We start from the raw sequence: 24,360 nt of genomic DNA, 5'->3' as shown, positions 1-24,360 counted from the left end.
ACCTCTGTCCGCCAATATTCCCTAAAAGTGTTCATTATGTGTTGAGTATGGCATTAACCTTAAAGGGGTCTCTCCTCAGATGATTAAACTTCTGAGTAGAGGCCCCTTTGCATGTTCTACTCTTTGGGATATAGGAATGGAGTGAAATTTTGGAACTGGAGAAGCGATAGCGTTCTCCTTTATTTTTGGATTTCTACCGCGAGAGGCGGTTCCAATCAGGAAATCCAAAGATACCAGAGATCGTAAGTCCAAAACTTTCACGCAATGGACGGCATCCCAGCCCCAACAGCCCCTGAAAACATCACAACTCCACACCCGATCATTTTGAAATGATTTCTCTTCTGTCTCAGCTACAATTAGCTCAACTAATCAATGAATAGGAGCATGCAGCATGAATGTCTCGGGAGAGAAGCAACAACACAAAGAGAGTATCCGGCTGGCGGATGAGGCGGTAGCAGCTGCAGCGAAGATTGTGGCACAGGATGATTATCGGCTGCAATATCACGTTATGCCGGAGGCCGGCTGGATGAATGATCCGAACGGACTGATTTATTTCAAAGGGGAATACCACCTATTCTATCAGCATCATCCTTACAGTGATAAGTGGGGGCCGATGCACTGGGGCCATGTGACAAGTAAAGATCTGCTGCACTGGAAGCATCTGCCCATCGCGTTGGCACCCACCGAGCCTTATGAGTTGGGGCAAAGCGGCGGTTACGGCTGCTGGTCCGGCAGTGCCATTGAACAGGATGGCGTATTGACCTTGATCTATACCGGTCATGTCGACGGCAGGCAGCCGATGGAAGTGCAGTGTGCGGCTACGAGCGTAGATGGGATTACTTTTGACAAGCATCCCGCTAATCCACTGATTGCCGTCTCCCCGGATGAAGGGAATACAGGTTTCCGTGATCCGAAGGTCTGGCGTCATGGGGAGCTGTGGTATATGGTGATCGGCTCCGGGAGAGAAGGCAAAGGCCAAGCGCTGCTCTACCGCTCAGCGGATCTGGAGGAATGGGCGTACATGGGAGTGGCAGCCGAAAGTGACGGCACCCATGGCGATATGTGGGAATGTCCCGATCTGTTCCCCCTTGGCGATAAGCATGTACTGGTGCTGTCGCCCATGAATATGGAGGGTGCGAAAAATTTATATATGGTCGGCGAAATGGATTATGAGAGCGGCAAATTCACACCGGAGCAAGAAGCAATGCTTGATCACGGACCTGACTTCTATGCGGCGCAGACACTACTGGACAATCAAGGTAGAAGGATCATGATCGCCTGGATGGATCACTGGGGAGCGGAGATGGCACGTGAGGATCGCGGCTGGTATGGCGCAATGACAGTTCCGCGTGAACTGGTTCTAATGCTGGATGGAAAGCTAGCCTCCCGGCCGGTGCCTGAGTTGGAGCTACTGCGGGAGGAAGGAATAATGGTTTCCGGTGTGACCCTCGCGGCAGGTGAAAGCGCTGTTTGGAGCTTGAAGAACGGTCAAGGCTGCGAATGGATCGTTGAGTTTGACCTTGAGGGCATACAAGCGAAGCTGCTTGAACTGAGCCTGCTGGTCTCAGAGGATGGCCAGGAAAGAACGGTTATCCGGTATTTGCCCAGTGAGCGCAAACTGCTTCTGGATTGTTGCACTTCTGGTGCTGGAGATACATCTATAAGCGCGGTTACCTTGCCGGAAACAAGCAGTACGTTGAAGCTGCAGGTGTTTGTCGATCGCTCGTCCATTGAGGTATTTGTAAATGACGGGCAATATGCATTAACGAGCCGGGTATATCCAACTGCCCTGAGGGGCGGATTAACGATGAAGGCTGAGGGCGGAAGCGTATCCCTGCAGTCGCTCCATATGTGGAATCTGAAATCAATCGGGAGTTAGTCAGGAGGCGCTATGAGTATAAATACAAGCAAGCTGGTGGGTCTGGTGATTCTGTTGCTCGTGGTTTCCGGCTGTGAGAAGGGCACTAAAGTAAATAATTCTCAAGCTGTAACGACGGCGTATGAATATTCTTCGATCCCTGACTATTATACGGAGCTATATCGTCCGCAGTATCATCTGTCCCCGGAGAGCGGGAATATGAGCGACCCGAATGGGATGGTCTATTTTGCAGGAGAGTATCACCAGTTCTACCAGAACAGCGGGCAATGGGGGCATGCGGTCAGCACGGACTTGATTCATTGGAAGCATCTTCCAGTGGCGCTTTTGCGCGATTCACTTGGCGAGATATGGTCGGGCAGCGTGGTCGTTGACTGGAAGGATTCGAGTGGTTTTTTCGGCGGCAAGCCAGGACTGGTGGCAATCTTCACCCATTTTAAGGGAGGAACGCAGTCGCAAAGTCTGGCCTACAGCTCCGATAAGGGACGTACTTGGACCAAATATGAAGGGAATCCCGTTATACCCAATCCTGGACTTAAGGATTTCAGGGACCCTAAGGTTCTCTGGCATGGGCCGTCAAAATCATGGATTATGGTCGTCTCCGTGGATAACAAGGTAAGGTTCTATACCTCCCAAGATCTGAAAAAATGGGAAATGACTAGCGAATTCGGTGCTGATCAGGGCTCGCATGCCGCCGTATGGGAATGCCCAGATCTGTTCGAGCTCCCTGTCGAGGGAAGCCGTGAAACAAAGTGGGTACTGGCACTGAGCATTGGCAATAACGCTGTAACCAAGGGCTCAACGGCCCAATACTTTATAGGCAGCTTCGACGGCAAGACTTTTAAGAATGACAATGAGGCCTCAAAGATTCTTTGGACCGATTACGGAAAAGATTTCTATGCCGCGGTATCCTATTCGGATATTCCGCAGGCGGACGGACGCCGGATATATGTCGGCTGGATGTCCAATTGGCGTTATCCGTTCACCATGCCAACCGATCCATGGAAAGGCAATATGTCGCTGCCGCGTGAATTGAAGCTGAGGGACATCCCCGGAGAAGGATTGCGTCTTGTGCAGCAACCTGTTGAAGAGCTGGAGACGTTGCGGGGCAAACCGGTGGAGCTGGGGACGCAGCAGTTGGAACAGGGAAAGAATCCCCTATCGGAAGTGCGCGGCACCTCCTACGAGCTGGATGCCGAATTCACCGTGCAAGTAGAAGCGGAATTCGGTTTCAAGCTAAGAAAAGGTGGAGAGCAAGAGACTGTTGTCTCTTATAACAGTGTAACTTCAACATTAACAGTTGATCGCACGAAATCAGGCGACAGCTCCTTTGAGGCCGGATTTGCCGAAGCTGTCCAAGCGCCGCTGAGAGCGGTGAATGGAAAGATCAAGCTGCGTATCTTTGTGGATGAATCGACACTTGAAGTGTTTGGGGCTGACGGGGAGACAGTGCTTTCCAGCATTCTGTTCCCGGATGCGACCAGCAATGGGCTGGAATTGTTTCTCGGCCACGGGGAGGTCACTTTGGATCAGGCCGTTTGTTATCCGCTCGCCGGCGTTTGGCGGGATGAAGCGCTAGAGGGTACGGAACCGCTGCGCATCCTGCTCAATAAATCCAGCATAGATGTACCGCTAGGAGAGAGTGTTACGGCGATAGCGGCGGTAATTCCGCTTACGGCTCCGCAGGAGCTCACTTGGGTATCAAGTGACGAGACGGTCGCGAAGGTGCAGAGTGCTGGTGGAACAACGGCTCTCGTGAAGGGTCTGGGGGAGGGGCAAACAGAGATTAAAGCCCTAACTCCAGGCGGCAAAGTTAAAGCAGTGATGACCGTTTTTGTGTACAACCCAGATTGAAATGGAGATGAGAAGATCATGGCAAGTGTCACGGTGGCAGCCAAAACTGCTCCAGCGAGAAAGCCGCACCGTTATTTAAAAGGCGAGGAAAGGACGGCCTGGTGGTTTGTATTTCCTTCCCTGGCTTTACTGTTAGTGTTTGTGTTCTATCCTATGCTTCAGGCGTTTGTAATTAGCTTTCAGAACTATAATCTGGTTGGTTCTACTCGGAGCTTTGTGGGCCTTGATAACTATAAAACGCTGGTTACCGACAGGGAGTTCTTGAGCAGCCTGCGGCATTCGTTTTATTTTGCTATCATCGTGATTCCGATTCAGACCTGTATCTCTTTAGGCATGGCTCTGTTAATTCAGAAAAAGATCGTGCTGACCGGCCTGTTCCGCACACTGTATTTCATACCGGTCGTCATTTCGACGGCAGTGGCAGCGACTGTTTTCAAGCTGATTTATAACAAGGAATTTGGGATTCTGAATAATTTTCTCGAGCTGCTGCATCTGCCGACTACGAATTTCCTGTCCAACCCGGATACGGCAATGAACGGTGTCATTATGCTTGGGATTTGGAAAGCCGCTGGCTTCTTTATGATTATCTTTCTAGCCGGGCTGAACAACATCCCACAGGATTTGTATGAGGCTGCCAGAGTGGATGGCGCTACGAAAGTACAGCAATTCTTCCGCATTACCCTTCCCTTGCTTAACCGTACAACAGCGTTTGTAGTCATCATGACCACGATCGATGCCATTAAACTTTCCGGGCTAGTCTTTGTTCTAACTGCCGGCGGACCTAACGGTGCTACCGAAACCGCTGTCTATTATATTTATAAAATGGCCTTTCAGCAAATGCAGATGGGCTATGGCACCGCAGCCGCCTTTATATTATTTGCCATTGTACTGGCGATCTCGCTGGTGCAGATGAGATTGTTCAAAAACGCAGAATATTAGGAGGGATACCGATGAATCGCTTGGCAAGCCTAGCCAAATATACAATTATGATCGTATTGGCCGTCATTTCAATTATACCGATCCTCTGGATGATTTCGGGTTCTCTGCGCTCCTATGAGGAGCTGTTCAAGTACGCCTCCAGCTTCAATATTCACTTATTCGTGCCTGTCCAGCCGACGCTGGATAACTTTAAAGAGGTCATATTCAATGAGCGGAATCCCTTTCTCCGTTATATAGGAAATACGCTGTTTGTAGCGACTATCGTTACAGTGATGGTGCTGCTCATTAATTCCATGTCAGCCTTTGCCTTCGCCAAGCTCCGCTTTCGGGGAAAAGGGCTCATCTTTGCACTGTTTATGTCGGCCATGATTATCCCTGGCGAAGTAACTCTGGTGCCGAACTATCTGTTGATGAACTATTTTGGATGGTTGGATTCCTACCGGGCGTTAATTGTTCCGTCTATGCTATCGGTGTTCGGGATCTTTCTGCTGCGGCAATTTTTTGCGGAAATTCCAGATGAGATTCTTGAAGCGGCGAAGATCGACGGGGCGACCATGGCCCGTACCTTTTCCAGTATTGTGCTGCCTGCAGCCATTCCTCCGATGATCACACTTGGACTAATGACCTTTCTCGGAAACTGGGATTCCTACCTGTGGCCGCTAATTGTAATCAATGATGACAAAAAACAGATGATCCAGGTTGCTATTGCCGCCTTCTCCTCAGTAGAGGGAACAGATTGGTCGAAAATTCTGGCGGCGAGTACTATTTCTACAGTGCCGATTCTAATTCTCTTTCTGTTTTTGCAGCGTTATTACATTCAGGGAATTACGATGTCCGGGGTAAAAGGGTAACAGAAAGGAGCAACAAGCTATGAAATACGATGTTGTGGCGCTTGGTGAGCTACTGATTGATTTTACTCCAGCCGGAGTGTCACCAGCGGGCAATCCGCTATTTGAACGGAATGCAGGCGGAGCAACGGTAAATGTGCTGGCCGCATTGTCGAGACTGGGCAAGAAGACGGCTTTTATCGGGAAGGTCGGAGAAGATCCTTTCGGGCATTATCTACGAGCAGCACTGATTGCTGAAAGAATCGACGATAGCGGCCTGATCCACACGAAGGCAGCGCATACGACGATGGCGTTTGTACATTTGGATGAACATGGCGAAAGATCGTTTCATTTCTGCCGCCAGCCTGGAGCGGATATCGCCCTGGCATACGATGAGGTTGATCAAGAGCTGCTATGTAATACAAGGCTGTTTCATTTCGGGTCAATCTCGATGACCTCTGAGCCTGCTTACAGCGCAACGGTTCAGGCTGTTCGCTTCGCCAAGTCGCAGGGTGCGCTCATCACCTACGATCCCAACTGGCGGCCTGCGTTATGGAAGGATGATGCGCATAGCAGGAAGACCATGGAGGAAGGATTACGGCTGGCGGATGTCGTCAAAGTATCGCAGGAGGAGTTATTCTTCCTAACAGGGAGCCAACTTTTGCCGGAAGGAGTAACACAACTCCTTCAGAGCTTCTCCCTAAATCTTGTGCTCGTCACACTCGGGGCGGAGGGAACCTATTACAGCACGTTAAGGTTGTCAGGCCAAGTGAATTCTTACCCCGTATCTGCTATAGATACTACAGGGGCAGGTGACGGATTCATGGGCGCTTTTATGTACCAGCTACTGGAGATGGACAAGCCTGTTACGGAATGGGAACAAGCCGAGCTGGAAAATGCAGTGGCGTTCGCGAATGCCGCGGGAGCTTTAGCTGCAACACGTAAAGGGGCAATATCCTCCTTGGCTACGCTGGAAAGGATTGAGAAACTGCAAAGCATGTCAGAAGACAAGCACATACATTAATTGGATGAAAATTTCACTAAAAACCCTATGTACAGCACAGCAATCGACATATAGATTATCCGGGTCATTGGAGTTTATATCTTGGGCATGCAATTAGGATCGGGTATCGCAGGTATCTGACTATCCATAGCTATCGATCTTGCGCTGCGGGCTATATTTCTGTACTGCCGTTTCAGAAGAAGCATCATTCATTTAGTCCTTAATAACTTCTTCACAAGATGCAAATGAGTTCTTCATATCAATGCTTTATATTGTAACTATAAGGAAGCGAGCACAATGTTCGTTTTCTCAAGAGGTAGAAGTTAAATGCGAAAGGATTGAACAGCTATGATGTCGGGTTATGGTAACGGTATGGGCGGGTTCGGTATGTTGTTTAATCTCCTTATTATTATCGGGGTGGTGTACGTGGTAATTAGATTAGTTAAAGGGGAGGGGATTGTTCGGACAAGTGATACAATTCCTGAGAAGATACTTGCAGAGCGTTATGCGACAGGTGAAATAACCGACGAAGAATATATACAAATGAAAAAGATTTTACGTGACTGATAGAAGAGGTTAACTTTGGGTGGATCAGATTGGAATTCGAAGAAAAATCAGGTGAGCGACCATAGGATGATTCACTTTGTCCGCGGCTTCCGCAAGCAGACACTCAGATGCACGGATGGTCATTCCTTTGATCATGTTGACTTTGCGTAGCCCATGAGCGGCGGACTCCTGGGTATAAGAGCCGGAAGGAACTGATTTCGCCCAGGAGAACGGTAGCCTCGCTCCTTTTGATCCATGCGCTCAATGCAGAGACACAGGACGATAACTAACGTAATTCAGGAAAATACCCTATAAAATAAGAGGCTGTTCTCTTGGTTTAAAGCATTCGCCGGAGGAACAGCTTTATTTGCTGCGAGAAATCAAAAAGGCATTCACGAGCTTCTCGAAACCAAGCTGCGGATAATACTCCATCGCTGATGGCGCTGCTAATAGCAGTAGCATCGCTTCCTCACCCAAATGCCCCCGTAGCACATTTATCAGCTCCTTGCCAATTCCTTGCTTCTGATATTCACTACGCACGGCCAGATCCGATAAATAACTACAAAAGACGTAATCGGTAATTGCCCGGGCAATACCCACCGGCTGCTCTCCATCCCATGCGGAGACCAATATATCAGCGTTCTCTATCATTCTCTGCAGACGATCCAAGTCCATAACTGGACGATTGATCCCGGAACTGGTGAATACAGCTGCTAGTTCGGCCGCTGTAAGCGGGGCGTTGATTTTGTAGGTGATTGTCATGAGTACACTCCCTAGGAAAGTTTACCAGCCTATGTTTCGAGAAAAACGGCTCTGGAGTCTCGCTATAAAAAAGTATAGGTGTGGTTTTGCTCATTATGAAGAAAAAGAGGCTCAATAAAAAGAGCCACTTTAGGGATATTTAATAGGTCCAAAGATACGTTTATTGAGATTTATAGCGAGATTGGAGAGATAAAACTAAGTGCTTCCTCTAAAGTCACCAGACTTTCACTTTGCTGCCGCATATCCTTCAGTCGTACTTTGCCCAGGAGCATTTCATCCTCACCAATCAGAATGACAAACGGTATTCCTTTGGCTGAGGCGGTGGCGAGGGACTTTTTCAATTTTCGTTTACCGGTGGCTACCGTTGTTCGAATCTTGCCTGCACGCAGTTTGGTGGCCGTAATCAACGCTTGCGAGAGCGTGTCTCCACCAATCGGAATAATCATCACGGCAGCAGCGGGTGCTTCTATGGGACGTTCACTGAGCAGCGCCATCATCGACTCCATACCAAAAGAAAGCCCGACTGCCGGATAATCGATATCCTCCCGACCCACCAGTTGCCCAATGATGGAGTCATATCTTCCCCCGCCCCCAGGCTTGAAGTAAAGGAGCCAGAAGCATCAAAGATTTCATAGACCGTACCTGTATAGAAGGAAAGGCCGCGGGAAAGAAAGGGATCGAAGATACAGGTCGCTTTGAGACCCATATTCTGGATTAACTTCTGCAGGGCAAGCACCTCTAAAGCTCCCGGTTGTTCGGCTAAGTCATATTGCGCACACAATTGCTCAAAGCCAGGATTGTCCATTTCGATTAGTGTTAAAAGAGCATTGGTGGTTGTTGAATCTATCCCTTTGCGGACAAGTTCATTAATGACCCCGTCGCTGCCGATTTTTTTAAGCTTATCTAAGGTCAGCATTACGGATAGTTTATCTGTTGCAGCTACACCAAGGGATTGGAGGATTTCGCCCAGAAAACGTCGATTGTTCCACTTTATTAGAATTGGGAGATCCAGTTTGGCAAAAACATCAGTTGCCAGCAGCATCAGCTCCGCTTCCGCCTCCGGTCCGGCTATTCCGACAACATCGGCATCACATTGCAGAAATTCGCGCAGCCTTCCGCGCTTCACCGGTCCATCACGGAATACCTTTCCGATCTCATAGCGCTTATAGGGGAGTTCAATTCCCGGGTTTAAGGCAATCACCTTGGCAAAAGGTATGGTCAAGTCATAGCGAAGTCCAAGTCTGCGGCCACGTTGATCTGTCAACTGGTACATCTCCTGCAGAATTTCGTCTCCACCGGCATACTTCGAAGTCAACAGTTCCAGCTCATTCAGTAGCGTAGTATCCATCGCTTCAAAATCATAAAGCGTAAATGTCTCCTGTAAAGTGGTTTGGATTTGTTGTCTAATGGCTTGTTCCTTACCGAAATAATCGTAGGTTCCTTTAACATTTTGCATCTTTAACAGCTCCCTCTCTTAGTAACTTTCCGAAATTAAAAAACGCGCTGGACCCTTTGGTCCTGCGCGCTTTAATATGCGGCAGGTGGGACAACGCGTAAAGCGTTAGCCCACCCTGAGAATTACAGGAGTGCTAACGCTGCTTGTGATGATGGAGTTGATTCAGTATGATTAATATTGTATTCATCGGAATCAAATCCTCTCTCTTACTAGATTACTGCCGATTATAGCGGATCGTAAGAAGTCATGCAAGTAAGGATTCTAGATTCACTATTGAGATAGATAAAGGGAGCCTGAAGACCATGAACCAACCGCAAATTATTGCTGAGACTGAAGCCTATGCTAAAGAACAGCTTGGACAGGATACTACTGGTCACGACTGGTGGCATACGGACCGGGTTCGTAATACTGCTTGTGCTATTGCAGAGATAGAGGGGGCAGATGCATTTATCTGTAACTTGGCGGCCTTACTGCATGATGTTGCAGATGAGAAGCTCAATACGTCCAAGGAAGCTGGACTGCAAAAGGTACAAACATTCCTCACAGGTCAACTTACGGATAAGGGGATTATCGACCAAGTGATGCATATCATCGAAACCATGTCCTACAGTGGTGGCGGGGGTGCACCGATGACTTCTATTGAAGGGCAAGTGGTACAGGACGCCGATCGGCTGGATGCGCTCGGAGCGATTGGTATTGCTAGAACCTTTGTTTTTTCGGGAGCCAAGGGGCGTCCGATGTATGACCCGGAGCTTGCTCCACGGGAGGAATCCTTGCAGAAGGAATATCGAGATTATTCGAAGGGCAGCGCCATTAATCATTTTTATGAGAAGATGCTGAAATTGAAATTCCTGATGAATACAGCCTATGGACGTAAGTTGGCGGAAGAACGGCATGATTTTATGTTGATTTTTCTCGAACAGTTCTATAAGGAATGGAATCAAGGGAGCCATTAACTGTTATAATAATATCATGCACATGATCGAAGGAACGCGGAGCTTCCGCTTTAACCAAGAACGATAAGCATAGAAGAGGTTGAGATATGAGCGAATTACAGTTTAAAGATTATGAATTGAATGAGGAAATTATCAAAGCGTTGGATGTTCTGAAATATGAAACTCCGACAGAGGTTCAGCGCAAGGTGATCCCTGTAGCCTTGCGGCAACAGGATCTAATTGTGAAGTCGCAAACCGGTAGTGGCAAGACCGCCGCGTTCGGCATTCCAGTGTGTGAATTGGTGGATTGGGCGGAGAATAAGCCGCAGGCCTTAATCCTCACTCCGACACGGGAGCTTGCCGCACAAGTGAAAGAGGACATTACCAATATCGGACGCTTCAAACGGATTAAGGCGGTTGCCCTGTTCGGCAAACAGCCTTTTGCTCCACAGAAAGCCGAAATGACGCAAAAAACGCATGTTGTCGTGGGTACACCCGGACGTGTATTTGATCATATTGAAAGAGGCTCACTGCCATTAAACCGGATTAAATATCTGGTTATTGATGAAGCCGACGAAATGCTGAACATGGGCTTTATCGAGCAGGTAGAGAAAATCATCAAGCTGCTGCCTAAGGATCGCGTAACGATGCTGTTCTCCGCCACCCTGCCGGAGGTCGTGAAGAACCTATGCCGCAAATATATGAGCGAGCCTGTGGATATTGAGATTGAGGCGAGTGGAATTACCACTGCAACCATTGAACATGCTTTGATTGAAGTGGTACAAGCTGCCAAATTCTCACTGCTGAGTGATATCATCACTGTGGAGAATCCGGATAGCTGCATTATCTTTTGCCGGACGCAAGATCAGGTGGATGCGTTGTTCAGAGGGCTGGCTGATCTGGAATATCCTTGTGACAAAATCCACGGGGGCATGATGCAGGATGAGCGCTTTGAGGTCATGAATGCTTTCAAAAGAGGGCAGTTCCGTTATCTGATCGCCACCGACGTAGCTGCTCGAGGCATCGATATTGAGAATATCACCCATGTTATTAATTATGATATTCCGCTGGAAAAAGAAAGCTATGTGCATCGTACCGGCAGAACCGCACGTGCGGGTAAGACCGGCAAAGCGATTACTTTTGCTACGCCAAATGAGCACAAATGGGTTAGAGAAATCGAAAGCTTTATCGGCTTCAGTCTGCCGATTATGAAAGCACCATCCGATACTGCCGTAGCTTTTGCGAAGGATGCCTTCGAACAGAAGATCAACAAGAAGCCTGTCCAGAAGAAGAACAAAAGCGAGGATCTGAACGAAGCGATCATGAAGCTGTACTTCAATGGCGGTAAGAAAAAGAAGCTCAGAGCGGTCGATTTTGTCGGCACACTGGCTAAGCTTGAAGGAATGACTGTGGACGACATCGGCATTATCACGATTCAGGATAACGTGTCTTATGTGGACATCCTAAATGGCAAAGGCCAACTGGTGCTGCAAGCGATGAAAGATACCACCGTGAAGGGCAAATTGCTGAAAGTGCATATTGCGAATAAATAGGATATTTTACGGTTTATGAAGAAAAGCTATCGCAACGTCCAATGGACGATCCGATAGCTTTTTTTGAAATATAAGAATTTATATGCGCTTCACGCAATAGCTTATCCTTATATTTCTCGAAGAAACGGGTGCCGTCCCTAAGAGGACGGCACCCGTTTCATCTTGTTGCAACTGAAATTATCCGAACAAAGCTGCTTCTCCGTAAGCTCTCATCTCCATTAACTCTGCGTGGCGGCTGCCATTAGTGGATTCTATCACAACCTTGAGACAGTCAGTCTGGATGGGCTGAGGTAACTTATGCACACATTTACGTTTATGGTTATCGGTGCCTCTGAGGATTACGTTCCATTCTCCATCTGCTGAGCGGGCTTCAACTCTATAATTGCGCACCAGCTCTGGGATAACAGCGAATGGGGTGCGGTGATGATGCAGATTCACAAGATCCTCATTAACATCATCATTGAAGGTCAGATGAATTTCAGCCAAGGTTTGCTCCTGCTCCCACTGGAGTTGTAGCCATTCTGGCACTCCATCTGCCATAGGCTGCGACAGCCAGGCTTGCGGACCGCCGAACGGCCGGTGATATCCGTTAATAACATTATGGGCCGCGAACGCAGCGGTTGCCGAGTGAAGCCGGCAGCAGAAGGGCTGGCGGGCTTTATTCTGCATCTTCCAGAGGACCACCAGCTGATCCGTTGAGTGATCCTCAAGATCTTTGGAGACATGGGCTTGGTCATTCTTGAAGAAGATAAGCACACCGTTCAGCGGCTCCTCAGAATGATAGAGGTTCACAGCAGCGTTGGCTCTGATGATCATAAAAGCATTTTGCGGCTCCAGCGGATGCCATTCCAGATCGAAGGATACCCACTGCTGCTGGCCTGCTTCTGCACGGGTTGTTGCAGCGGCTATCTGCGTATGGGGTACATAGTTTTCCTTGCGTCCGGTATCCCACAGCTCAACGGTGATTTCAGTCTGTTGCATGATATCCAGCAGCAGCTGGAATCCGGATAAACATGGATCAATAGGCAGCAGGAGAGCGGCATCCTGAATCAAAGGGAAGTTTGACCCCGGATGGTTGATTTCGATGGCTGACAGTGTGCTGGAGGCTGTTACCGCAGCTGTGCGAGCCAAATCCAGCTCATCGCTGTTTCGCAGTCCGATAATGGAAGCATCCTGTCTTAGCAGGGTTTGTCTTAATTCAGCAAGATGGTGGTAATGAAGCTGGCGCGGAGATATGCCCTTACTGGCACTTAGTGCGGCACCGGTTCCGGCCGCTTCGCCAATCACTGCGCAGGTCGCCATTACGCGCGTTGTCCCAAAGGCGACGTGTGAGGCACTAATATCCCGTCCGGCCATCAGCAGGTTGTTTACATTCGCAGAATACAGGGAACGGAACGGGACGTGATACACTCCATCGGCGTGCATATGCTTGGAGCCGCTGGCTTCAGCATACATACCCTGTGGCGGATGCAAATCGATCGACCAGCCCCCGAAGGCTACCGCATCTGCGAAATCACGCTGCTCGATGATATCATTCTGATTCAGCACGTAGTCGCCGGTGAAACGTCGATATTCCCGTTTGCCTGGCTGGGAGCCCACCCATTCCAAGGTCATATTGTCCGCCGCAAACTTGCCGGAATTTTTGATATAATCCCAGATCCCGTAGATAACGGACCATAGCTCATCACGGATCAGCTCGTTATCGTGCACGGCATCATGCTCACCCCCCCATTCAATCCACCAGTAATGGCAGCCGGAGTCACCGCTTTTGATGACACGGCGGATGGGGATGGAGGTGTCGGCGATATTTTTGGCAAAGGAAGGGGGAACGAAGCGTACAGGCATTCCGGCATCCTTGGTATAGAACAGGATGGTACTGCCGAGCGTAATGTTGTCCGCTAGCTCCGGGGCCCATTCTTCGCCGTACTCACTGCGGGATTCCCGCCCTAAGGCAAATTGGGCTCCGGCCAGAAATCCGATTAAGCCATCGCCCGTGCAGTCGAGGTAGATGCTGCTCGCGAAGCGAATTCTTCGCTCCGAGCCCATCATCCAGCCGGTCACTGAAATAATCCTCCGATCTGTCTCGTTCCCCTCTGCTTCAACCTCATGCACATCCGTATTAAGGTATAACGTAATGTTGGATTCGGCTTTAATAGCCTCAAGTACAACCAGATCCCAGAGATAGGGATTTCCTTCAGGATTGCGGTACTGATTCTCCACGAACAATTCGCCCATAATCCCGGTTTCTCGGGCATAACGGTTGGTTCCGTGTGCCGTTGCGCCGCAGACCCAGACACGAACCTCACTGCTAGAATTACCGCCTAATACCGGGCGGTTCTGCACGAGTGCCACCTGTTGCCCTAGTCTTGCCGCAGCAATCGCTGCACAGACTCCCGCCAAGCCACCGCCGATAACGGTGATGTCTTTTTGCACAAGCTCCTGTTTCATGATTTCGCACCTCTTTGTATAGGATTGGATTAGCATATCTATAATTTCATATTGACGTTGTTCATTTACTTTTAAAATGCACTAATATATCATTATCCATATACTTTATTTCAGAAGGAGAAATTTATGGAGCTCTTGAACCATATCTACTGGAAGCAGAAGGGGCAGTTCGCGCTCCCTAGTGATTGTTATCATTCGTGGGTAGCTTTTGCCGTAGAGGAGGGTGTCTTCAAGTATGAGATTGGACAGCATAGCGGAAGTGCGGGCTTTGGGGATCTCGTGGTCTGCCCTCCCGGAGTCACCTTTCACAGAGAAACAGTTACGCCGCTAACCTTTCATTATATTCAGTTCAACTGTAATGAGGAGGAGACACTAAGAATGGTGCTCTCGGCAGGCAAGTTTCATATCAACGATACGAAACGTCTTAGCTCCAACTATGCCTATTTACGCCAATCCAATGAGGACAGCGCCCCGCTCGTTCAGGACTGGAAGACACATCTCGTCGCGGATCTTTGGCTGCTGCATCAATTGGAAAGCAGGCTGGAGGTTGTAAGAGAGCGGAAATTTACCGAGGATGCCCTGATGGCGGAGGCTGCAGCACTGCTGGAGCAGCATGCCGGAACGTCGCTAAGTCTGCAGGACATCGCCCGTAGTCTGGCTTTAAGCCCTGTACAGCTGACCCGCCGTTTTCAGGAAGCTTTTCAGGAGACGCCTTCCCAGTATTTAAAGTCGATTCGCTTAAAGAGAGCCAAGAATCTGCTCCAGGAAAGTGAACTGAACCTGACTCAGATTGCTGAAAGATGCGGCTATGAGAACGGGTTCTATCTCAGCAGGGTGTTCTCAAAGACGTTGGGAATAAGCCCTGCGGAATATAGAAAACGGCACCGTGTTTAGTGGCATGGATAGAACAAATCTGTGTAGGCCAAGCTTGTTCTGCGGCGTAAGATGCAACAAAACAATGCAATTTCAGGTAATTTCGGCTGGGTTGCTGGAGCTGATGATATAATTGGGGCACTAACGAGTGGGGAGAGCTGACTTAGAATGAAGAAGCCGGACTGGAAAACCTTTTTACCGCAAAAGCTGAGATACCGGCTGTTCGGAGCCTTCCTTATTCTCATTCTGCTGCCCTTCAGTGTGCTCAATGTCTATAATTACAGGCAGATCGAATCTCTGGTCGAGGAAAAAATCAGCCAGCAGAGTCACGAGCAGCTGGTGCAGATGTACGGAACGCTGGAGGATCAGATGAGCATTGCCTTTAAGACACTGATCTTTCTGGAGCAGGATTCGGTGGTCCGCAATGTATTGACTTCACCCCTAAGTCGGACTACTTTGGAGAACAAGTCGTTGATCGAAGAGAAATTTAAAATGCTTAATAATAGCTTTTTTCTATATAATCCGTCCGTGTATTTTACATTGATGGACTTCCATGAGAGCGTATACACTTCTTATCTGCCCAAAAAAGCTTTGGCGTATGCTCCTTACAGGGAACGGTTTCGCCAGCATCTTAGCAATGATGAGCTATTTTACCAGTGGGACTCCAGAGACGAGAACAATGTGCTGCGTGAGGTTTCCGCAAGCCCCTATCTGCTGTCGCTCTACGCTTATATGAAAGATAGCAGTGGCAAGCCATATGGTCTGGCTAGAATCAGTATCGACTATTCCTTTTGGTTCCAGTCGGTTCTGAAGGCCTCAATGAGTAACCAAGAATATTTTCTGATGACAGGCAAGGGTGAAACGGTAGCCCGTTCTTCCAAGGATGCGGCTCTTTCTCTGGAAATCACCCGGGAAATTGCCCAGAACCCTACCCAGGCTTATCTGACTGACGAGGGATCGGGCACGCTGGTCAATTACGTATATATTGAATCCTTGGACTGGTATATGGTAAACCGTATTCCGCTTACTGTACTTTTTGATGAAATTTCGGGACTTAAGCAGCGCTATTTTCTGACTTTTTTTGGCTTCACTGCTGCGTTTGTACTGATGGCTTTTATGATCTCGGCCACCTTTACACGTCCCTTGTCCCATTTGCAGAACAAGATGAAGGATGTCGTCCGCAAAAATCTGAAGATTCGTATTCCCGAAGGGAGAAGCCGCGGTGAAGTCCTAGAGCTGACCCGGACCTTTAATACAATGCTCGATGATACGAATAAGCTGATCGGGCAATTAAAAGCTGAGGAAAGGCAAAAGGAGGCTGTCCACTTCCACATGCTGCTGGCCCAGATGAATCCGCACTTTCTGCTGAATACGTTAAATACGATGAAATGGAGTGCCATTCGCAGTGGGAATGAAGAGATTTCCGAGATGTGCGTCTCCCTAGGCAAGCTGCTGGAGGTCAGCCTGAATGCACAGGTGGAGTTGGTATATTTGAAAGACGAGATTGAGCTGGTGCAGGCTTATCTGCATATTCAGCGTATTCGTTATCGTGACAGCTTCGAAGTAACTTGTGAGTTTGCTGATGAACTGGAGTATGCGTTAGTGCCGAAGCTCAGTCTACAGCCACTGGTCGAGAATGCGATCCGCCATGGTGTCGGGCAGCTTACGGAGCGGGGGATGATTCGTATCCGGATCTATAAGAATGATAATGGGCAGCTTACACTTGAAGTAGAGGATAACGGGATTGGGATGGAAGAGTCGCGACGGATACAGCTCACACGCAGCAGACCGGGGATTGGGCTGTCCAATCTCAAGGAACGTCTGCGCTTGCTGTTCAAGGGGCAAAGCGAGCTTACGATCATCAGCCTTACACCGGGTACATTGATCCGGTTCAGTATTCCCTTTTTATTATCAACGCCCTATAAGCAGGGACAGCTAACGGAAGATTAAGGGGGGCAGGCCATGTGGAGCGTACTGCTAGTGGAGGATGAAGTATTCGTAAGAGAGTCGGTGAGGGAGATCATTTCCTGGGAGGAGTTGGGCTTCACCGTGATCGGTGAGTCCGGCAATGGTACGGAAGCACTGGAAATGATCACAAGGCTCTCTCCAGATCTGGTGCTTGCAGACATAGTGATGCCTGGGATGAACGGTATCGAGCTGCTGAAGCAAACCAGGCAAGCAGGAATGAATACCAAATTTATTATGCTGACCTGTATGAGCGAGTTCGAATATGTCCGTCAAGCGATGGAATATGGAGCCTCCAATTATATTCTGAAGCTGTCGATGAGCGTGAATTCATTGCGGGATACGCTGCGCAAGGTCAGCTCTGAGCTGGATGCTAGCGCCCAGCCAGTCGTGAATTCGGTGACAGAGGAGATTGTACCGGCTGATGATGAGGTTGCGGCTGTCTCAACTTCCGGTTTTCAATCCCTGCTGGAGCCTGTGGGTGAGCCAGTCGTTACCCATCCTGAGATTAATAAAATCATCGAATACATCGGCCAGCATTACGACCAGGATATAACCGTCAAATTCATGTCCCGCTATGTGATGATGGGGGAGAATTATGTGAGTGCGCTCTTCAAAAAGAAAACAGGGCATACCTTAATCCATTATTTGCATGGTGTGCGAATGGAGAGGGCGGCGAAGTATTTGCGGGAAACAGATTTGCCGGTCCACGAGATTGGACATAGAGTTGGCTTTGCCAATGATAATTATTTTATCAAAATATTTAAGCGCTGGACGGGCTGCACACCGAGTCAGTATCGCCACCGGCCTTAGTAGAGTAGAAGAAATATGTGTATCTGAACATCGTCCTGCGAGCAGCAAATTCCGTATATTTGTTCACTAAGGAAGGTGGATTTGTTGCTTAAAATGCATGCGGTGTCCCTGCTACGATGTAAGGGAAGTACAATCCACTTCAAATCAGGGAGGTCGCAGGAGCTATGAGAAATAAAAAATGGTTGACCGTACTAACAGTGTGTGTGTTGATGCTCGGTGTGCTAGGCGGATGCGGAGGCAACAATAAGGCAGACGGTGGAGAAGGATCGGGCAGTGGGCCAGTGAAGCTTACTATGTGGGGTGCCGTGCCGCCGGAGAATGGTCCGCAGGAGGTCATGGATACCTGGAACGCCGAACATCCTGATATTCAGGTAGAATATGTGCGGTTTGTGAATGATGATGATGGCAATCTGAAGCTGGATACTGCGCTCTCTACAGGACAAAATGTCGATCTGTATGTCAATTACACACTGACTAATCTGGATAAGCGTGTAAAGGGCAACATTGCGCTCGATCTGAGTGAATATACGGATTACAATATTGATGAGAAAATGGGCGCGGACGCTGCTTCCTGGAAAGTTGATGATAAATACTATGGAATGCCGACCAAGAAAAATTCATTTTTCTTTGCGCTTAATAAGGAAGCACTGGATAAAGCAGGCTTAGCTATTCCTACGGCCTGGACCTGGGATGAAGCAAGAGAATACGCGGTAAAGCTTAAAGCGGAGGGCTTTAAATACGGTCTGGTGCAACACACCGCCTCATTGGTCGATCCCCTGGATTCCGTCTTGGTCAAGGATGGTTATGTAAAGGCAGATGGCACTTCCAATATGGATGATCCGCTAGTGACAAAGTGGCTGGAAACCCTGAATGGCATGATGAAGGACGATCTAACCACGCCACCGCTGGGTGAGCAATTAACCTCGAAAATGCCTGTGGAAAATATGTTTCTCGGCGGTGAATCGGCAATGATCAACATCGGAGAGTGGCTGATCCGCAGCTCCAACAATACAACAGAATTCCCGCGTGACTTTCAGATCGCTTTTGCACCTGTGCCGAGATTGACTGGGAATGAAGCGGATTTCGTGAAAAGCGGCGGCTTGGGTGACTTTATCTCCATTAATTCAAAATCTAAGAATAAGGATGCTGCCTGGGAGTTTCTGAAATGGTACGCTGACGGAGGTATGCTTCCGATGGCAGCCGGAGGTCGTCTACCTTCTTCGAATGCAGTCGATCAACAGACCGCCATTGATCATCTGCTGGGTGACCACGCGGATTCTTATGACAAGAAATCCCTGGAGTTCGTACTCTACAATGATAAGACACCAACTTTTGTACGTGGAATTGCTCAAGAAATAGTAGATATGCGCGCCCAGGAATACGAGAAATACTTCCTTGGGAATCAGACCGCGGCTGAAACGGTACAGAATATGGTGAAGCGTCATAATGATTTCCTGAAGCTCCAAGGCAAGTAATTGATAGGCTTAAGCACAGTCGCCCCTAATTGGGGGCGGCTGTTTTTTAAAATATAAGACACCCATGCCGCTGCGCGGCATCACTGAGGAATGAAAATATTGTCTATACTGGTTACTGGGCTGGCGAAGGTAGGTCGGGAATTCTTGGTGTCACGAACCCGCATATAAGACGGACCCCAACGACCCGGTGCATCACAGATTGTTGCTCCCTACGGGGAAGCACGCAGGGCAGAATAACCTTAGCATTGGTCTTTGCACCAGCCTTAATTACCGCCAGCAGGCAGGAGACGCAAACCGTGGAAATACTCATTGAACGTTGCTGTGGATTGGATGTGCACAAGAAGAGTATCACAGCATGTATCATCACCTCGAAAGGAAAGGAGATTCGGAGTTTTGAAACATTGACTCGTCGGCTGATTGATCTGGTAGATTGGATCAAAAGCGAACGGTGCACCCATGTCGCGATGGAGAGTACCGGAGATTACTGGAAACCCATTTATAATCTGCTAGAAATGGAAGACCTTGAGCCACTGGTCGTAAACGCCCAGCATATCAAAGCCGTGCCAGGACGCAAAACGGACGTGAAAGATGCAGAATGGATAGCGAAATTACTCCGGCATGGGTTGGTGCAAGGCAGCTACATTCCGAATCGGGATCAACGAGAACTTCGGGAAATTATCCGTTATCGCCGAAGTATCATTGAAGAACGCACGCGTGAAGTGAACCGGCTGCAAAAGGTACTAGAAGGCGGCAATATCAAACTTTCGTCGGTAGCGTCTAATGTGCTAGGCGTGTCTGGACGAAACATGCTGGAAGCGATGATTCAAGGAGAAAGTGATCCGTCCATCCTGGCTGACTTTGCGCAAAAGAAGTTAAAGGCCAAGAAAGAGCAATTGAAACTTGCACTGGAGGGAAGCCTAGGTCCCCATCAATTATTAATGCTGGAAAAACAGTTGTCGCATATCGACCAATTGAATGAGTTAATCACGGAACTGGATGAAGAGATCGAGCGCCGAATGAGCCCTTTTGCTGAGGATCTGAAGTTATTGGATACCATCCCCGGTGTCGGTAAGCGAACCGCTGAGCAAATTCTGGCGGAAATTGGGACAGACATGACACGGTTTCCAAGTGCAGGACATTTATGTTCCTGGGCAGGGATGACTCCAGGTCACGATGAAAGTGCGGGGAAGAAGAGATCCGCCAAAACCCGAAAAGGGAACAAAAAACTACGAAGTGCACTCGTAGAATCAGCGCGAGCCGCAGGACGAAAAAAGAACACCTACCTGTCGGCGCAATATCACCGAATCGCAGGCAGGCGAGGGAAAAACAGAGCGGCCGTGGCCGTTGGACACAGCATTTTAGCGATTGTATACATCTTGTTAACGCGAAGACAAGAATATAAGGAACTAGGATTTGACTACTTCGACCAACGAAACCACGATATGGTAATGAACCGTTCTATTAAACGTTTGGAATCCTTGGGATACCAAGTGAATCTGAGTGAGCAAACGGCCTGACGGCCGAAATTAAAAAAACAAAACATGGGGTTTGTTTTCGTATGCGTAATTTTAGTGTTCTAGAGCAATTTTATTTTCAGGGCAGAATTTATATGCTTCACGCAATAACTTATCCTTATATTTCTCGAAGAAACGGATGCCGTCCCTAAAAGGACGGCAAAGCCGTTTCATCTTGTATAAATACAACCCCGAAGGGGTGCGATAGAACATTTCTGCACTTGTGCCACAATAAACGCTCTGCCGAAATTGTGTATTTCTGTGTTATTAGGTCAGCGGTTATGTTCCTTATAAGACACAGGTGCTCTTGTTATGCTTAATGCGAGATCACACATATAAGGAGTGGGGGAACAATGAACAAATCATGGATGAAAAGGCAGAGCAGGCTGGGATATATTTTTATCGGTCCAAATATGCTCGGGGTATTGCTGTTTTTTATTATACCGGCGGCCTATTCTTTTTATCTGATGTTCACCGATTACAAGTTTATGAGTCCACAGACGCATTTTATCGGGCTGGCCAATATCAGAAGGATGCTTGGAGATGAGCTGTTTTATGTGGCGCTGAAGAATACATTTGTATTTCTCCTAGCCGTTCCGATATCGATCGTTCTGTCTTTTATTGTGGCTGTGGCGCTAAACAAATCCGTTTATTTTCAAAAAACTCTGCGGGCGCTCTACTTCATGCCCTATATAACCAGTGGGGTTGCCGTTGCCTTTGTCTGGATGCTGCTGTTTCAGCCCTCCTCCGGTCCCATTAACGGCTTTCTGAAAGGGATCGGGATTGCACATCCGCCCGGCTGGCTGTCTACTACAGAATCGTCCATGTATGCCATCGACATCATTTGGGTCTGGTTTATGCTCGGCTACAATATGATCATCTACTTGGCTGCCCTACAGGAAATTCCCGAAGAATTGATGGAAGCGGCCAAAATTGACGGAGCCCGGCCGTGGCAGATTATCCGGCGGATCATGTGGCCATTAGTGAGCCCGACAACCTTTCTGCTGCTGATCACCGGTCTGATTATGACGATCAAGAACTTCGGAATCATTCAGGCCATTACCCAAGGCGGACCTGGGAACAGTACCACGGTACTGTCACTGTTTATATATCAGAATGCCTTCCGCTACTACGAAATGGGTTATGCTGCAGCGATTTCCTGGGCATTGTTCGTGATTATCATGATCTTTACCGTGCTCCAGTGGCTCGGACAAAAACGCTGGGTTCATTATTGAGGAGGAATAGCAATGGAGAGAGTAACTACTGTGGAACCGGCTACACGGAACACACCTGAGATCAAAGCGGATTCCTTCATCAATATCCGAAAAATAATCATGACACTGATCATGTCCGGCTTCGCCATATTAATGATTGTGCCCTTTGTCTGGATGATCAGCACTTCGTTCAAATCTCCCGCAGACGTGTTTGTATACCCGATTCAATGGATACCATCGAGCTTGAACTGGGAGCATCATATCAAGGTGTGGACAGGCAGCGACAGCTTTGTGACCTATTATTTGAATTCTTTAAAAATATCACTGATCAGCATGATCGGTGCCGTGTTTCTATCCTCCTTTGCCGCCTATGGGTTTGCGCGGATACAGTTTAAAGGACGGGAGGCGTTATTCCTAGTTTACCTGTCTATGATGATGGTGCCGCCGCAGGTGCTGTTCGTGCCGAAATTCATTATGTTCGAATGGGCGGGCATTTACAATACTCACTGGGCATTGATTCTTCCGGGCATGTTTACCATCTTCGGAGTATTTATGCTGCGGCAATTCTTCCTCACGGTACCAGCTGAAATCTCCGAAGCGGCGTTTATTGATGGGGCGGGCCATTTCCGTATTTTCTTCCAGCTTATCCTGCCACTGGCTAAGCCTGCACTCGCTACCCTAGCCATCATTGATTTCTCCTGGCACTGGAACGATTATGAGAACGCACTTGTCTTCCTATTGGACAAAGACCTGTATACAGTTCCATTAGGACTGCAGAACTTCATTCTGGAGAACAATGTGGACTATAACGGAATGATGGCAGCGGCTACGGCGGGGATTATTCCTATGCTGATCATTTTCCTCATTGGGCAAAGGTACATTATCCAAGGTGTGGCAGGGAGTGCGGTAAAGGGATGAGGAAGCTGCTCTGCAACTGGATGGTTTCTCTTTTCGGGCTTGCGCTTGTTACCGGAATAAGGTAGATTTCAGTTTAGTAGAGCTGGAATCAGCAGGTACAGGAGGAACTAGAAGAATGAAGAGTGTGATGGGTCGGGAAATCGCCATTCCTTTCTTGCAGAGACTGATAGCAGTGGATACATGCAATCCCCCTGGGAACGAACATCGCCTGTCACTGGTGCTGCAGGATTTTTTGCAAGAACTCGGAATGACCAGCAGGATAAGTTCTCTGGAAGAAGGGCGCAGCAATCTGGAGCTGGTGCTTACAGGGAGTGGGCGCAAGCGGCTAATGTTCTGTGGACATCTGGATACAGTCAGTCCTTGGACCTCCACCGCCGGTACATATAATCCTCATGGTGCAGTGATTGAAGGGAACCGTATGTATGGACGGGGAACTTCCGATATGAAAAGCGGACTGGCGGCCATGCTGCTCGCCGCCGCCTCGCTCCATCAAGAAGGCATCCGGCTGGACGGCGATCTGATTTTCCTGGCCACCGCAGGGGAAGAGGTAGATAGCTGCGGAGCTCGCATGTATGCAGAGCATAACAGCCTGCACGAACTGGATGGGCTCGTCATCGGCGAGCCGACATGCAGCAAGGTGGCCGTGGGACATAAGGGAGCTTTATGGCTGCGAATCTCCTTATTTGGGCGCAGCGCACACGGCTCTATGCCGCATCTCGGCCTGAACGCTGTCGAAGGGATGACTGAGATCATTAAGCTCTTACAACTCCATTCCGTGCAATGGAAAGCAACCGATCCTGTGCTTGGCACAAGCAGCCTATCCGTGAACAGAATCGAAGGAGGCATCCAAACGAATGTCATACCGGATCGATGTTCTATTGATGTGGATATTCGTACGGTTCCGCCGCTAGACCATGCACAATTATTGGCAGAAATAGAGCTGAAGCTGCAGGACATTCAGCAGCTTCACCCTGAGTACCGCTATCAAGTGGAGTCTGTGCTGGACCGCAGCTCCGTGTATACAGATCCAGCACAGCTGTTGATTCGCACCGCGCTTGATATTAGCGGCGAAGCAACTGAACAGGTGCAGGGTGTTTCTTATTATACGGACGGCTCGGTGCTGCATGACCATGGCAGATTGCCTATCCTGATCTATGGACCCGGCGACCAGAGCTTAGCCCATCAGCCTGATGAATGGGTCGATATTGAGGCTTATCTGCAATCGATCAGCTTCTATCGAGAGCTGGCGATTCGTTTTCTGGGTACAATTGAGCTTTAACTAGTACAGCAAATAACCTTCTGCTGCCGACAATGGCGTAATAGCAGAAGGTTGTTTGTTTATTTTAGGATTTAAGAATTATCGGCTCAATCTAAAAATCAGTGCTTCAT

Annotated in this window: 21 protein-coding genes; 17 read left to right on the top strand and 4 right to left on the bottom strand. The window is 48.6% G+C overall.

Annotated elements, in window-relative coordinates; translation table 11 throughout:
- Positions 1–391: 391 nt before the first annotated feature.
- The 7 genes from H1230_RS22425 (at position 392) to H1230_RS31440 (ending at position 7,216) form a co-directional block, all read left to right on the top strand.
- Positions 392–1,879 (top strand): glycoside hydrolase family 32 protein, encoded by a 1,488-nt coding sequence (locus tag H1230_RS22425; RefSeq protein WP_239712089.1) that lies wholly within the window; start codon positions 392–394, stop codon positions 1,877–1,879.
- Between the two features lie 12 nt (positions 1,880–1,891).
- Positions 1,892–3,730 carry a glycoside hydrolase family 32 protein gene (locus H1230_RS22420; protein ID WP_239712088.1) on the top strand — a complete coding sequence of 613 codons (1,839 nt, stop codon included), beginning with the start codon at positions 1,892–1,894 and terminating at the stop codon, positions 3,728–3,730.
- Between the two features lie 18 nt (positions 3,731–3,748).
- On the top strand, positions 3,749–4,669 hold the full coding sequence (locus H1230_RS22415) for a carbohydrate ABC transporter permease (RefSeq protein ID WP_239712087.1): 921 nt from the start codon (positions 3,749–3,751) through the stop codon (positions 4,667–4,669).
- An 11-nt stretch (positions 4,670–4,680) separates the two neighbouring features.
- Complete coding sequence (locus H1230_RS22410; RefSeq protein WP_239712086.1) at positions 4,681–5,520, top strand: carbohydrate ABC transporter permease; 840 nt, start codon at positions 4,681–4,683, stop codon at positions 5,518–5,520.
- 19 nt (positions 5,521–5,539) lie between these two features.
- Complete coding sequence (locus H1230_RS22405; RefSeq protein WP_239712085.1) at positions 5,540–6,520, top strand: carbohydrate kinase family protein; 981 nt, start codon at positions 5,540–5,542, stop codon at positions 6,518–6,520.
- 327 nt (positions 6,521–6,847) lie between these two features.
- Positions 6,848–7,066, top strand: coding sequence for an SHOCT domain-containing protein (locus H1230_RS22400; protein WP_239712084.1), 219 nt, complete (start codon positions 6,848–6,850; stop codon positions 7,064–7,066).
- A gap of 15 nt (positions 7,067–7,081) precedes the next feature.
- Positions 7,082–7,216 carry a hypothetical protein gene (locus H1230_RS31440; protein ID WP_275590932.1) on the top strand — a complete coding sequence of 45 codons (135 nt, stop codon included), beginning with the start codon at positions 7,082–7,084 and terminating at the stop codon, positions 7,214–7,216.
- 192 nt (positions 7,217–7,408) lie between these two features.
- Here the strand turns inward: H1230_RS31440 and H1230_RS22395 are convergent, their stop codons facing one another.
- The 3 genes from H1230_RS22395 to H1230_RS22385 all read right to left on the bottom strand — a co-directional run bounded on the left by H1230_RS22395 (position 7,409) and on the right by H1230_RS22385 (position 9,263).
- Positions 7,409–7,807 (bottom strand): GNAT family N-acetyltransferase, encoded by a 399-nt coding sequence (locus H1230_RS22395; protein ID WP_239712083.1) that lies wholly within the window; start codon positions 7,805–7,807, stop codon positions 7,409–7,411.
- Between the two features lie 170 nt (positions 7,808–7,977).
- Positions 7,978–8,313: a His/Gly/Thr/Pro-type tRNA ligase C-terminal domain-containing protein gene (locus tag H1230_RS22390; protein ID WP_239712082.1), complete on the bottom strand. Its 336-nt coding sequence runs from the start codon at positions 8,311–8,313 to the stop codon at positions 7,978–7,980.
- Positions 8,301–9,263, bottom strand: coding sequence for an ATP phosphoribosyltransferase regulatory subunit (locus tag H1230_RS22385; RefSeq protein ID WP_239712081.1), 963 nt, complete (start codon positions 9,261–9,263; stop codon positions 8,301–8,303). The genes H1230_RS22390 and H1230_RS22385 overlap by 13 nt, the downstream gene beginning before the upstream one ends.
- A gap of 302 nt (positions 9,264–9,565) precedes the next feature.
- Between H1230_RS22385 and H1230_RS22380 the strand changes: the two genes are divergently transcribed.
- A complete protein-coding gene (locus tag H1230_RS22380) occupies positions 9,566–10,219 on the top strand; it encodes an HD domain-containing protein (protein WP_239712080.1) in 654 nt (217 codons plus the stop codon).
- Positions 10,220–10,305: 86 nt separating this feature from the next.
- Positions 10,306–11,751, top strand: coding sequence for a DEAD/DEAH box helicase (locus H1230_RS22375; protein WP_239712079.1), 1,446 nt, complete (start codon positions 10,306–10,308; stop codon positions 11,749–11,751).
- 177 nt (positions 11,752–11,928) lie between these two features.
- Here the strand turns inward: H1230_RS22375 and H1230_RS22370 are convergent, their stop codons facing one another.
- Entirely contained in the window at positions 11,929–14,235 is a 2,307-nt protein-coding gene (locus H1230_RS22370; RefSeq protein ID WP_275590931.1) for an FAD-dependent oxidoreductase, read from the bottom strand.
- A 90-nt stretch (positions 14,236–14,325) separates the two neighbouring features.
- Between H1230_RS22370 and H1230_RS22365 the strand changes: the two genes are divergently transcribed.
- The 8 genes from H1230_RS22365 to H1230_RS22330 all read left to right on the top strand — a co-directional run bounded on the left by H1230_RS22365 (position 14,326) and on the right by H1230_RS22330 (position 24,250).
- Positions 14,326–15,093: a helix-turn-helix domain-containing protein gene (locus H1230_RS22365; RefSeq protein ID WP_239712077.1), complete on the top strand. Its 768-nt coding sequence runs from the start codon at positions 14,326–14,328 to the stop codon at positions 15,091–15,093.
- A gap of 147 nt (positions 15,094–15,240) precedes the next feature.
- A complete protein-coding gene (locus H1230_RS22360; RefSeq protein WP_239712076.1) occupies positions 15,241–17,022 on the top strand; it encodes a cache domain-containing sensor histidine kinase in 1,782 nt (593 codons plus the stop codon).
- Between the two features lie 12 nt (positions 17,023–17,034).
- Complete coding sequence (locus H1230_RS22355; RefSeq protein ID WP_239712075.1) at positions 17,035–17,850, top strand: response regulator transcription factor; 816 nt, start codon at positions 17,035–17,037, stop codon at positions 17,848–17,850.
- 164 nt (positions 17,851–18,014) lie between these two features.
- Positions 18,015–19,325 (top strand): ABC transporter substrate-binding protein, encoded by a 1,311-nt coding sequence (locus H1230_RS22350; protein ID WP_239712074.1) that lies wholly within the window; start codon positions 18,015–18,017, stop codon positions 19,323–19,325.
- Positions 19,326–19,621: 296 nt separating this feature from the next.
- Entirely contained in the window at positions 19,622–20,842 is a 1,221-nt protein-coding gene (locus tag H1230_RS22345) for an IS110 family RNA-guided transposase (protein WP_239712073.1), read from the top strand.
- 350 nt (positions 20,843–21,192) lie between these two features.
- Positions 21,193–22,074, top strand: a complete 882-nt coding sequence (locus H1230_RS22340) for a carbohydrate ABC transporter permease (protein WP_239712072.1) — start codon at positions 21,193–21,195, stop codon at positions 22,072–22,074.
- A gap of 99 nt (positions 22,075–22,173) precedes the next feature.
- Positions 22,174–22,971 (top strand): carbohydrate ABC transporter permease, encoded by a 798-nt coding sequence (locus H1230_RS22335; protein ID WP_239717486.1) that lies wholly within the window; start codon positions 22,174–22,176, stop codon positions 22,969–22,971.
- A 115-nt stretch (positions 22,972–23,086) separates the two neighbouring features.
- A complete protein-coding gene (locus tag H1230_RS22330; protein ID WP_239712071.1) occupies positions 23,087–24,250 on the top strand; it encodes a M20 family metallopeptidase in 1,164 nt (387 codons plus the stop codon).
- Positions 24,251–24,360 lie beyond the last annotated feature (110 nt).

It is taken from the genome of Paenibacillus sp. 19GGS1-52, assembly GCF_022369515.1.
Classification (GTDB): Bacteria; Bacillota; Bacilli; order Paenibacillales; family Paenibacillaceae; genus Paenibacillus_AQ.
Note: the sequence above shows the minus strand (reverse complement) of the source record. Positions and strands in the feature narration are given on the sequence as shown.